Source organism: Pseudomonas sp. R1-6 (assembly GCF_051132115.1).
In the GTDB taxonomy this organism is placed as follows: Bacteria; Pseudomonadota; Gammaproteobacteria; order Pseudomonadales; family Pseudomonadaceae; genus Aquipseudomonas.
The window spans coordinates 3,676,304-3,688,210 of record NZ_CP071662.1 but is presented as its reverse complement, the minus strand read 5'-3'; the positions used below and the strand labels follow the sequence as shown (position 1 = coordinate 3,688,210).

The window sequence follows — 11,907 nt, the reverse complement described above, 5'->3', positions numbered from 1 at the left end:
GTCCCTCTCGGTAGCCCCGGGAGGAACGTAAACGGTTCGCTGTTCCCTCGCATTGGCAGTCCGAACCGATCAGCCGGTCGCTGAAGTAGCGTTCCGGGCCGATTTCGCCAAGCGAAACCTGATCGAATGATGCTGTTGCTGCGCACGGGCCTGGCGGCGATATGGCTGGGTCTATCCTGTATGGCGCCACAGGTGGGCGCTAAACCCGAGTCGCTGCAGGTGCTCGGACGATCCACTGTGAGCGATTATTCGGTGAGCCTGGACGAAGCCGACTGGGCCTGGCTGCGGCGCAAGGGCACGTTGCTGCTGGGCACCTCGGCACCGGATTATCCGCCGTTCAGCATCACCGGCAATGGCAACGATTACGAAGGCTTGACCGCTGACTACGCCCGGTTGATGGGGCAGTTGTTGCACGTCGAGGTGCGGGTGCAGCGGTACGCCTCGCGGGATGCATCGCTCCAGGCCCTGCGCAGCGGGGAAGTCGATGTGCTTGGCACCGCCAATGGCTTCGAGGCCAGCGATCCGGGGCTGGCGATGTCCCAGGCCTATGCCGATGACATTCCTACGCTGGTGGCCAGGGTCGATGCCGGCGAGGAACTGCCCGCGGACCTGGCGGGCAAACGGGTGGCGATGCTGTATCACTACTTGCCCCCGGACAAGGTCGAGGCTTTTTATCCCGACGCCACTTTGCAGTTGTTTCCCTCGACCTTGAGCGCCATCGGCGCCGTGGCGTTCGGCCAGGCCGACGTTTACCTGGGGGATTCGATCAGCGCCCACTACCTGATCAGCAAGAACTACCTGAACAATGTCCAGTTGGTGGATCTTTCCCGCATGGAAGTGCAACCGTTCGCCTTCGCGGTCAGTCGTGGCAACAAGCAGCTGTTGCGCATCGTCAATGCCGCGTTGCAGGCCATCCCCATCGGCGAACGCATGGGCATCCTGCGGCGTTGGAATGCCGGCGGGGCAAGCGTGCCGGGCCAGCAGGCGTTGCATTTCAGTGTGAATGAACAGCGCTGGCTCGATGCCCATCCGCGAATCAAGGTGGCTGTCAGCGAAAATTTCCTGCCGTTGACGTTTTTCGATGAGCACGGCCAACTCCGCGGCATCGGGGCCGATGTGCTGGCCAGGATCAGCTTGCGCACCGGCCTGAAATTCGACATCCAGCATGGCGATTCGGTGGATGACCTGGTCGGCAGGATCACCAGCGGCAAGGCCGACGTTCTGGCAACCGCGATTCCCAGCGCGGAACTCGAAGACGAGTTGCGCTTTACCCGTCCGTACCTGACGAACCCCTTTGTGCTGGTGGTGCCGGTCAAGGCGAATGACTCGCTGACGATGGATCGGATGGCCGGCAAACGGCTGGCGCTGGTGCGCGGGAACATGCTGCGCGAATACCTGTTGGAGCAGTTTCCCACGGTGCAGTTGGTGCCGGCGCAGAACCTGGCCGAGGCCATGTCCATGGTCGCCACAGGCGCGGCGGACGGCGCGATCAGTTCGCTGATCAGCGCTCGCTACATGATCTCTCGCCAGTACCGCGAGAAGCTGCAAGTCACCAGCACCGTCGGCACGGTGCCCGCCCGCGTCGCGCTGGCGACCAGTCATGACGCAGCGCAGCTCTATTCGATCCTGGACAAGGCGCTGCTGAGTATTTCCCCCGAGGAAATGGATGAGCTGACCAACCGTTGGCGCAGTGAAGTGGTAATCGATGATAGCTACTGGCTGCGCCATCGCACCGCGATTGTCCAGGGTTTCGCCATCGCCGCGCTGCTGTTGCTGCTGGCATTGGGCTGGGTTGTCTACCTGCGGCGCCTGCTCGAGCAATTGCGCGTGGCCAAGGCCAGCGCCGATGATGCCAACCGGGCCAAGACCACGTTCCTGGCGACCATGAGCCACGAAATCCGCACGCCGATGAACGCCGTGATCGGCATGCTGGAAATGGCGCTGAAAAAAGCCGAGCAAGGCGTCATGGACCGGGCCGCCCTTGAAGTCGCGTCGAGCGCCGCCCAAGGCTTGTTGGATTTGATCGGCGACATTCTCGACATCTCCCGTATTGAGTCGGGGCGGCTGTCGCTGACACCTGAGCGCGCCAACCTGCGCACGATGGTCGAGGCCGTGGCGAGGATGTTCGAGGGCCTGGCCCGGCAAAAACAATTGAACCTGCGACTGGATGTGGACGCGGCGAGCAATCAGGACGTATTGATCGACCCGATGCGCTTCAAGCAGGTGCTCTCGAACTTGCTGAGCAATGCCATCAAGTTCACCGAGCAGGGCCACGTGCGCCTGGTGCTGCGAGCCGAACCGGGAAAGGGAGGGCAGCGCCTGGCCATCCGTCTGCGGGTTGAAGACACCGGCCGCGGAATTTCAGTCCACGACCAGCAACGCTTGTTCAGCCCCTTCGCTCAAGTCGGCGACAGCACCCAGGCGGCGCGCAGCGGTTCGGGGTTGGGGCTGGTCATCAGCCGCACCTTATGCGGCATGATGGGCGGCACATTGCTGCTCGATAGCGTGCCGGGACAGGGTACGCAGGTCGAGATCCGCCTGGAGTTGCCATTGCTTGAAACGGTGGGCGAAGCGCCGGTGGTGCAGACCGAGGCGGTGATGCCCGCACGGCCGTTGAACATCCTGGTGGTCGATGATTACCCGGCCAACCGGTTGTTGCTGGTCCAGCAAATAAACTACCTGGGCCACCGGCTGCGGGAGGCCGAGGACGGTGCCGAGGGGTTGCGGGCGTGGCGCGCCGGGCAGTTCGACGCCGTCATCACCGATTGCAACATGCCGCGGATGAGCGGTTATGAATTGGCCCGCGCCATTCGCGACGACGAGCGGGACCGAGGCCTGGCGCCGACCACGATTCTCGGCTTCACGGCCAATGCCCAGCCCGAGGAAAAGGCCCGTTGCCTTGCGGCGGGAATGGACGACTGTCTGTTCAAACCCATCGGCCTGAACCAATTGAACGCGCGTCTGGCATCGGTCGTGCCCAACGGTGCGGTGGAACCGCGTGTTGCTGACGCAGACTTCGACCTGACCAGCCTGGAACAACTGACCGGCGGCGACTGGGTTTCCACCCAGGGCCTGTTGCTGGAACTGATCGACAGCAATGGACAGGACAAGGCGCGGTTGCAGACATTGTTTTCGCGCCATGACGTGTCCGGGCTGTCCGATCTGGCGCATCGGATCAAGGGCGGGGCCAGGTTGATCCAGGCACAGCGCTTGATTGCCGCTTGCGAAATACTGGAAAACGCCTGCCGCGCGGGCGAAACGTCATCGCTCGCTGCTGCGGCGGATGAGTTGCACGAGGCGATGGAGCACCTGACTGGGCGGCTCCAGGCTTACATGACAAGCAAGCCCGTTGCGCAAGGCAACGCCGGCGCCATCGACCCTACGCGCGACCGGCATTGATAGAAAACGCACACTGCCGCAGGTCGACAGGCGATTTTTCTTCCTGTTTTTGAGATTTGTCCTACAGCGTGCCTAAAGACCTTCCTCTAGCCTGACGCGACTTAACGTTCCCGAGCCGGTTCGTACCTGCCGCGTTGCCATTGGAATGCCTGCCATGCCAAATAAAGCTCTACGCATCATGATTGCCGATCCTGAGCATTATCATCGACTGCAACTAGAACGCCTGTTTAATCACCAAGGCTATTTCCGCATCGCTCCGGTGAGCGACGTGCATGAACTCCTGACGTTGGTGGACTGCGGCTGTGAGCCGTTCGACCTGGTCATCGTCAATGCCAGCGTGGCGGATGACGCCTTGGACCTGCCCGGATTCTTCCTCGACAACCCTCTGGTTCGTCATGCTTTGATCTACAACGCCCAGCAGGGCACCCCGGCGACTCGCCAGCCTTTTCTCCAGGTAAGCAACGCCCGACTGCCCGATGCGATTTCCGTGCAGCGCTTGATGAAAAGCGTCGATCCAGCGGCCAACGAGCCGGTTCCGTCCTGGGCTCGCACCGTCGAACAGCGTCACGGAACCTGACGGCACCGTTAGTCCGCACTGTCAGATCTTACAGGTGGCTGGGTCAGCCATTTGTGTCACCGTCGATGCAGTCATGGCGTCGGCGCCGTTTGCATTGTCCCCGGGGAGTTGCCTTGAAAAACGTATTGATTGTGGACGATCACCCCGTCATCCGGGGGGCGCTGCGGCTTGTATGCCAGAACGAGGGATTCAGCCAGGTCACTGATGTCAGCGGCGTGGCCGATGCGCGGGCATGTATCAAGCAGGATATCCCGGACGTGGTGATCTTGGACCTGGTCATGAATGGTTTCGATGGCCTGGACCTGCTTGTCTGGATCACCGGCCAATTTCCCGGTTGCGCTGTGCTGGTGTTCACCTCCCAGGATGCCCAGCATTTCTGCAACCGCTGCATTTCTGCCGGGGCCAGGGGGTTCGTGACCAAGAAAAGTGACCTGAAGGAGCTGATAAAGGCCATCCACGCCTTGAAGTCCGGCTATTCCTATTTTCCGCAGATGTCCGTCAGGCTGGACTTTCAACAACGTTCCGAGCAGAAAGCACTCGAGAGTCTTTCCACCCGGGAGCTGTCCATCCTGCGGATGCTGGCGATGGGCATGCGTGGCAAGGACATCGCCGAGACTTTGTTCCTCAGCCCGAAGACAGTCAGCACCTACAAGACCCGTTTGCTGGAAAAGCTCGGCTTGAGTTCCCTGGTGGGCCTGTCGGAATTTGCCAAGCGCAATCAGCTTTGAGCGTCAGAACCGAGTTCGCCCTTGCAGTGTCGATCGTCGTTCCATAGGTAGAACGCTAAGGCCGGTTTTTGCAGTCTGGTGCGTTATTGGTATGGGTTTTAAGCTGTGTCCATCGAATCTCAACCTTTGATTTGGAGACGCAGCTTGAAAAAGATCATAGGCCTCTATACCAGTCCAAGGCCGCATTGGGTTGGCGACGGCTTCCCGGTCCGTACGCTGTTTTCCTACGACAACCTGGGCAAGCACATCAGCCCGTTCCTGCTGCTGGACCACGCCGGCCCCAACGAATTCACGCCCACCACCGAGCGCCGTGGCGTCGGCCAGCATCCTCATCGGGGTTTCGAAACCGTGACCATCGTCTACCAGGGCGAACTGGAGCACCGCGACTCTACCGGCAGTGGCGGCAAGATCGGCCCCGGCGACGTGCAGTGGATGACCGCTGCCTCAGGAATCATCCATGAGGAATTTCACTCCGAAGCGTTCGCCCGGCAGGGTGGCTTCATGGAGATGGTCCAGCTGTGGGTCAACCTGCCAGCCAAGGACAAGATGGCGCCGGCCGGCTACCAGACCCTTCTCAAGCAGGACATTCCGAACATCACGCTAGAAGACGCGGCCGGCAGCGTGCGGGTAATCGCCGGGCGCTTCGAGGGGCACCAAGGCCCGGCGAAAACCTTTACGCCCATCGACGTCTGGGATATCCGACTGAACGCCGGAAAAGAGCTGACCCTGGACCTGCATGACGGCCACAGCAGCGCGTTGGTCGTGCTGCGAGGTTCGATCCAGGCCAACGGCCGCGAACGGGTCGAAGCCGGGCAACTGGCACTGTTTGATCGGGTAGGCGACCAGTTGAGGGTGCAAGCCAACAACGACGCGGTACTGCTGTTGCTCAGTGGCGAGCCGATCGATGAGCCCATCGTCGGCCATGGTCCGTTCGTGATGAACAGTGAGCAGGAAATCCACCGGGCCTTCGAGGATTTCCATTCCGGGCGCTTCGGCCGGATGGATGGCTAGTCAAGCAGCAACGCGAATCCATTGTGGGGGTGATCTCTACAGCCGCTTGAATCTGTGCCAATCTTCGCCAATCGCCCTTCCTGGAGCTGTCCCGATGCTCGCCCCGATCACCGACCATCCGCTGCTGTGTGCCCTGGCATTGCTCGTGCTCGATTTGCTGGCGTGGCGGCTGGTCAGTGCCGAACGGACCTACTGGAAAATCGGCGTGCGGCTGGCGATTTTCATGTTGTTCAGCATGCTGCTGTTCAACGAAGGCCTCAACCCCATGCAGACCGCACAATGGGTCGATGACGTACCTCGGCACCTGGCGGCGACCGGCCTGCAGATTGCGTGGTGGTTGTTCGCCGCGCGAACCCTGACGGTGATGATCGGCGCGGTCATGATGCAACGGGTCGGCCATACGGGACGGCTGTTGCAGGATCTACTGGGGGCGGTGATTTTCCTGGTCGCTGTCATCGCGGCGCTGGCTTATGTGTTGGATCTGCCGGTCAAGGGCGTGCTCGCGACGTCCGGCGCAATGGCGATCATCGTCGGCCTGGCCTTGCAGAGCACCCTCAGCGATGTGTTTTCCGGCATCGTGCTCAACACCACCAAGCCCTATCAAGTCGATGACTGGATTTCCATCGACGGCACCGAGGGCCGGGTCACCGACATCGACTGGCGGGCCACGCGATTGCAGACCTCCCAGGGCAGCATGGCGGTGATTCCCAATTCCTTGGCGGCGAAAGCCAAGATCGTCAACTTCAGCCGTCCCAGCGACATGCATGGCTTGTCCATCAGCCTCCAGATCAGCCCGCATGCGCGCCCACAAAAAGTGATCGAAGCGCTGGAGCGGGCAATGATCGGCTGCCGGGCGCTGCTCGCCAGCCCGGCGCCCAGCGTCACGCTCAAGAGCGCCGGCAGCGCCGGAGCGGAATACGAGATCAGCGGTTTTGTGGCCTCGATGGGGCAAAAACGCGAAGTCCGCAACCAACTGTTCGATCTGGCGTTCCGGCATCTGCATGCATCGGGCGTGAGCCTGCTGTCTACTGGCGAAAGCGCGGCGGCCGTGGCGGTGTCGCGTCCTCGGGCATTGCTGGAAAGCTCCAGCATCTTTTCCACGCTGCGCCCGGACGAGAAAGACACGTTCAGCCAGAACATGACCCTGCAGACGTTCCGCGCCGGCGACGTGATCCTGGCGGCCGGAGAGGTCAGCGACCACCTGTTCATCATCGAGTCCGGCGTGGTCAGCGCGAGCCTCATGCGTAATGGCCAGCCCATCGAGGGCGGGCGCATGGGGCCGGGTGAAGTCATCGGCGAAGCCGGGGTCGTCGCCGAGCAAGCGGCGTTGGCGAGTTTCACCGCGAAGACGTTCTGCACCCTGTATCGCATCGAGAACAGTTACCTCAAACCCTGTCTCGAGGCCCGTCGTGACATCGGCGACGCCATGAAAAACCTGTTGGACGTACGCATCCACCTGGCTCAGAACCTGACCCGTGACATACCCAAGCCGGTCGCCAAGAAGCGCTTTCTGCAATGGTTGCGCAGCCGGGCCTGACCTATCTCCACCGGCAGGCAACGACGCTTCATTGGTCACTCGAACTTCCCCACAATTGGCTATTTGTCCTGCGCCAGTGCAGGGCTAACGTAGCGCCACACCCAATTGTTCAGGAGTTCCCCCATGCAACCGCGTATCGATTTTTATGCCGCTTCCCCTGATGCCTACAAAGCCATGCTGGCCCTGGAGAACGCGGTCTCCAGATTGGGCCTTGAAAAGTCCCTGATCGAGCTGGTGAAGCTGCGCGCTTCGCAAATCAATGGCTGCGCGTTCTGCATCGATATGCACGCCGCCGATGCGCGCAAGGACGGCGAGACCGAGCGGCGCCTGTATGCCGTGACCGCCTGGCGCGAGGCGCCGTTTTTCACCGGCCGTGAACGCGCCGCGCTGGCTTGGACCGAAGCCCTGACGCGCCTGAGCGAGACCCATGCGCCCGACGCCGACTACGAGCTGCTGAACGAGCACTTTACGCCCAAGGAAATGGTCGACCTGACCGTTGCGATCAACGCCATCAACGGTTGGAACCGCTTGGCGGTGGGCTTCCGAAAAATGCCGGAGGTCTGAAAGGCGAGGTAATACCGGCTCCCACAAAGGGTAATCAACAGCCGCTCAGGCTCCAGTCATCCCGCGCCGGGAACTTCGCCCGTTTGATCTTCTTCTACCTACAACAGGCGGCGTCAGCCGTCTTTTGCAAAGGAGTCGATCATGCAAGTTCAAGTCAACAGCAACCATATTGAAGGCAGTGCCCGTTTGCAGGAATGGGTTGGCAGTACGGTGGTGGACGCGTTGCAGCGTTTCGAAGATCAGCTGGCCCGCGTCGAGATTCACGTCAGTGATGAAAATGCCCAGAAGGGCGGTGCCGCCGACAAGCGTTGCCAGATCGAGGCACGCGTACAGGGCCACTCATCGTTGTCGGTCAGTCACAAGGCCGAGAGCCTGGAGCTGGCCGTGGAGGGCGCTGCCGAGAAAATGCTGCACGCGCTCGATCATCAGATCGGCAAGCTCAACCCCGCCGTCGAATCGATGGGCCGCGTGACCGCACCCGTCGATGAGGCGCCGCCGGAGATGGTGGACGCCATGCTGGAGGAGGACTTCCTCGAAAACCAAGAGGCTCGTGGTAAAGAATAAAGGAGACGATCATGACCGCTCATCAACCCTTCAGCCGGCAGGTGCTGGCCGAGCTCCTGGCGTTCGACGAACAGCCGAGCCTTTCGTTGTACATGCCCACCCATCGCACATTCCCCGAGCGTAGCCAGGACCCGATCCGCTACAAGAACCTGGTGTGTGACCTGCAAACCCAACTTGAACAACAGCACCCTGGCATGGACTGCGCGCCGTTGCTGGCTCCGTTCCTGGCCTTGGTGGAGGACCAGGGTTTCTGGAATTCCAACCGCGACGGCATCGCGGTGTTCGGTGCCCTTGACTATTTCAAAGTCGTTTCGGTGAGCCAGCGCTTGCCGGAATGCGCGTTCGCCAACAGCCATCCTTATCTCAAGCCGTTGTTGCGCCTGGTGCAGTCCACCGAGCGTTACCAGGCGTTGTGCCTGACCCGCAACGAGATCTGGTTGTATGAAGGTTCCAGCGAGCAGTTGGAAAAAATCGAGCTGGCCGAACCGGTCCCGCGCAACCAGAACGAGGCGTTGGGCGATGAGCTGACGTCGGGTGACCAGCAGGGCTTCCCCAATGGTTTCAGCCGCAGCGGCGAGCGTGGCGATGCGATGATGCATGAGTCCGCCGGTGGCGGTAAGCAGGACGAGATCAACCTGGATCGCGAACGGTTTTTCCGCGCGGTGGACAAAGCCATCCTGCAACATCACTCGCAGCCTTCGGGCCTGCCGATGATCCTGGTGGCCTTGCCGGAAAACCAGGCAGTGTTCCGTGCCGTCAGTCATAACCAGCACCTGCTGACGCAGGGTATCGAGGGCGATCCTTCGCGGTTGAGCGTCGAAGAGTTGCGGGTCCAATGCGCCAAGCTCATGGCCCACAGTCACGCCGACCAAGTGGTCGATAGCCTGAATCGCTATGGCGTCGCGGTCGGCCAGGGACGCGCCCTGGACAAGCTGGCCGACATCGCCAAGGCCGCTTGGGAGGGCCGTGTCGCGATGTTGCTGGTGGAGGCGGAGCGCCAGGTGCCCGGCCAGCTGGACCCGGACAAAGGCCGGTTGATCATCGACGAGACGGGCGATGAACAGGCTCCAGATGTGCTGGACGAACTGATCCTCGCGGTGACGCGTCAAGGCGGTGAAGTGGTCGTGGTGCCGCCCGAGCATGTCATGCCGACCGACACCGGGGCAGCCGCGGTGTGCCGGTTCTGACCGATACGTGATGTAAGCCGAGCCCTGTGAGAGCTTGGTCGCGATGGCAGATTGTCAGTCATCCCTCGATGTCGACTGACCCGACGCCATCGCGAGCAGGCTCGTTCGAATGCGAAGCCTCTGGCACAGCGCGTTCACCGGTTTACGACTGCTTCGCAGCCGAGCGGGAGCAAGCTCCCTCGCCACGGGGACGTCTCAAGGCTTCAGACTTTCAACACCTTACCGCTAAACGCCACCGCCACCAGCGATAGCGCAATCAAGCCGAACGCGATGCCCAGGCTGCTGCCATGGGCGACGAAGCCGATCAGTGCCGGCCCTGCGAGAATGCCGGCATAACCGATGGTGGTAATGGCCGGCACGGCGATGGCTTCGGGCATCAGCGTCTGTTTACCAACGGCGGTGTACAGCACCGGCACGATGTTGGAACACCCGGCACCGACCAATGCATAACCCAGCAGCGCGGCTTGCCACATGGGCGCGACGGTCGCCATCAGAAATCCCGCGGCGGCCATCGTTGCGCCGTAAATGATCACCCGCTTGGCCCCCAGTCGATGCACCACCGAATCGCCCGTCAGCCGGCCAATGGTCATGGTCAAGGCAAACGCGGCGTAACCCAGCCCGGCATAAGCGGTATCCACTGCGCGTTCGGCGGTCAGGAACACGGCGCTCCAATCCAGCACCGCGCCTTCGGCCAGGAACACGATAAAGCACAGGATGCCGATAAACAGCACCACGCCGTGGGGAATGGCAAACGCCGGCCCAGCACTTTCACTGCCATAGGGCAGCAGGTGCGGCGCTGCCTTGAACAGCGCCACCAACAGCACGCCATTGACGACAAGCGTCGCCGCCAGCGGCGAAAGTCCCAGGCCGAGCAGGGCGCTCACACCGGCGGCGCCAATGATCCCGCCGAGGCTGAACATGCCGTGGAAACCCGACATCATGGTCTTGCCGCTGGCGCGCTCGACGATGACCGCTTGCAGGTTCACCGTCGAGTCCACGGTGCCGAGCCCGGCGCCAAACAGGAACAACGCCGCCACCAACCACGGCAAGGAACTCATGGTCGCCAGCAATGGCAGCGCCAGGCAGACCAGAAGCGTGCCGCCACTGAGTACTCGACGGCAACCGAACCGTGTCGCCAGCGCGCCGGAAATCGGCATCGCCAGGATCGATCCGACTCCAAGGCATAGCAGCAGCAACCCGAGGGTGCCTTCGTCGAGGTTCGCCCGCACCTTGGCATAAGGCACCAGCGGTGCCCACGCGGCGATGCCGATTCCGGCGATGAGGTAGGCGACACGGGTGGACATCTGCTCCAGGCGCCTTGGAACAAAGGTAGGTGGAGGGGTGATAGCGGTCATGAATCGTCCTTGGCGTTCGTGCGGTGCGGTCAAGCGGGCAGGGAGGCGCCTATGCTTGCATATCCACTGACCGCACCGCGACCCCAACGTGCCAAGGCACTGGACGTGTCCTGTCGGAACCCGCGCGAGTCATCGCGCCTGATACAACCTGAGGCTGATCACATGGTCAGCCTCCACCTCGAAATACACCAGGGCGGTGGGGAAGTCGGATTCTGCATCGAAGCATTCGACGACCACATTCCGGGCCGACGTTCCATGAACCGACAAGCGTAGGGCTTTGCGCAGCAACCGCTTGATCTGAGGTTGGACCGGGATGGGCGGACGGCCCTTGCGCACCCGCTCGCAAAAGTCCAGCGTCACCTCCCGGGGCGTGGGTGGCGGTGGCGAGGCGAGGCCCGCTTCTGCAAACAACCGATTGAGCTGATCGGCCGCGGAGACGGCTCGCGGAAAACCCGCGAACGCCGAGGCCTGTACCACCAGTTCAATCATCTCTCCCGGCGCCAACCCTGATGCGAGCCCGGTTTTCAAATGTACGCTAAGGGGAGGACCGACCATTCCGGCCGCCACGATGGCGGCCAGCGTTGCGCCTTCACGCAGGCGCGGGTCGAGGCCGGGACGACTCTGCAAATGACCGTACACCACACCGACGGCGAGTTCGCCAAGCGCCGGAGCAGTGTGGAACAACGCGTCGAGTCGCGCGCCGCCGTCGGGTACCAGTTCGATGAAGTGTTTTCGGCCTTCGCTGTAGAGCTCTGCCATGGGCGTTGAGGTGCGCTTGTCTTTCATGATGAGTCCTTGTCCGGGCGTGACTTGCCTACGTTACGAGCTAGCCAGCCAAGTCGCACCTGTCGGACCTTACAGGTGACGCCCCGGTGTTTTGCGTGTACCGAACCGGCGTTGCAGCATTTTCCATCGGCAGATCCGATTGGCGCTGGAGGATGTGCAAACGCGATGACAGGGTTATTGATGCTGTATCCGCGTGTGC

The 11,907-nt window shown here is 61.8% G+C and carries 10 protein-coding genes; 8 read left to right on the top strand and 2 right to left on the bottom strand.

The window, feature by feature from the left end; genetic code table 11:
• Positions 1 to 126: 126 nt before the first annotated feature.
• The 8 genes from J3P81_RS16665 (at position 127) to J3P81_RS16630 (ending at position 9,567) form a co-directional block, all read left to right on the top strand.
• Positions 127 to 3,399, top strand: a complete 3,273-nt coding sequence (locus J3P81_RS16665) for a transporter substrate-binding domain-containing protein (RefSeq protein ID WP_434559856.1) — start codon at positions 127 to 129, stop codon at positions 3,397 to 3,399.
• A 154-nt stretch (positions 3,400 to 3,553) separates the two neighbouring features.
• Entirely contained in the window at positions 3,554 to 3,976 is a 423-nt protein-coding gene (locus J3P81_RS16660; protein WP_434559854.1) for a response regulator, read from the top strand.
• A gap of 113 nt (positions 3,977 to 4,089) precedes the next feature.
• Positions 4,090 to 4,704 carry a response regulator gene (locus J3P81_RS16655; protein WP_420767833.1) on the top strand — a complete coding sequence of 205 codons (615 nt, stop codon included), beginning with the start codon at positions 4,090 to 4,092 and terminating at the stop codon, positions 4,702 to 4,704.
• A 144-nt stretch (positions 4,705 to 4,848) separates the two neighbouring features.
• Positions 4,849 to 5,715 carry a pirin family protein gene (locus J3P81_RS16650; RefSeq protein ID WP_434559852.1) on the top strand — a complete coding sequence of 289 codons (867 nt, stop codon included), beginning with the start codon at positions 4,849 to 4,851 and terminating at the stop codon, positions 5,713 to 5,715.
• A 94-nt stretch (positions 5,716 to 5,809) separates the two neighbouring features.
• Positions 5,810 to 7,252, top strand: coding sequence for a mechanosensitive ion channel domain-containing protein (locus tag J3P81_RS16645; RefSeq protein ID WP_420767831.1), 1,443 nt, complete (start codon positions 5,810 to 5,812; stop codon positions 7,250 to 7,252).
• A gap of 123 nt (positions 7,253 to 7,375) precedes the next feature.
• A complete protein-coding gene (locus J3P81_RS16640) occupies positions 7,376 to 7,816 on the top strand; it encodes a carboxymuconolactone decarboxylase family protein (RefSeq protein ID WP_434559850.1) in 441 nt (146 codons plus the stop codon).
• A 141-nt stretch (positions 7,817 to 7,957) separates the two neighbouring features.
• A complete protein-coding gene (locus J3P81_RS16635) occupies positions 7,958 to 8,380 on the top strand; it encodes an HPF/RaiA family ribosome-associated protein (protein ID WP_420767829.1) in 423 nt (140 codons plus the stop codon).
• Positions 8,381 to 8,391: 11 nt separating this feature from the next.
• Positions 8,392 to 9,567, top strand: a complete 1,176-nt coding sequence (locus J3P81_RS16630; protein ID WP_434559848.1) for a hypothetical protein — start codon at positions 8,392 to 8,394, stop codon at positions 9,565 to 9,567.
• 203 nt (positions 9,568 to 9,770) lie between these two features.
• Here the strand turns inward: J3P81_RS16630 and J3P81_RS16625 are convergent, their stop codons facing one another.
• Together J3P81_RS16625 and J3P81_RS16620 are read right to left on the bottom strand one after the other, a co-directional pair.
• On the bottom strand, positions 9,771 to 10,922 hold the full coding sequence (locus J3P81_RS16625; protein WP_434559846.1) for an MFS transporter: 1,152 nt from the start codon (positions 10,920 to 10,922) through the stop codon (positions 9,771 to 9,773).
• Positions 10,923 to 11,051: 129 nt separating this feature from the next.
• A complete protein-coding gene (locus J3P81_RS16620; protein WP_434559843.1) occupies positions 11,052 to 11,708 on the bottom strand; it encodes a carboxymuconolactone decarboxylase family protein in 657 nt (218 codons plus the stop codon).
• Positions 11,709 to 11,907: the final 199 nt, after the last annotated feature.